Raw genomic sequence first — 215 nt, 5'->3', positions numbered from 1 at the left:
CCGCCGCCAACGGCAGTAATGCTGTTTGTAACAGCATCATGTCCTTGGTACACGTCGTTGGAAACGGCTCCAGTCGCCGTGCCTGAACTCTGGCCAACTGGAATGGTGATGGTTTGGCCATTGGCCAAAGTCACCACTACCGGACTGCCAGTTACTGGCGCGCCGACGCTGGCGGTGTAGACGATGGTGCCGCCTTCCAACACAGATGGCGTGGC

1 protein-coding gene is annotated in these 215 nt (G+C 59.1%); it reads right to left on the bottom strand.

Going from position 1 to position 215, the window contains the following annotated elements; translation table 11 throughout:
• The coding region (locus FS665_RS23295) for an immunoglobulin-like domain-containing protein (protein WP_145193684.1) at positions 1 to 215 on the bottom strand (215 nt) is incomplete at both ends.

The sequence above is a fragment of the Pseudomonas sp. URMO17WK12:I11 genome, assembly GCF_007677725.1.
Classification (GTDB): Bacteria; Pseudomonadota; Gammaproteobacteria; order Pseudomonadales; family Pseudomonadaceae; genus Aquipseudomonas.
The sequence above is the reverse complement of the archived record's forward strand: the minus strand, read 5'-3'. Positions and strand labels throughout refer to the sequence as shown.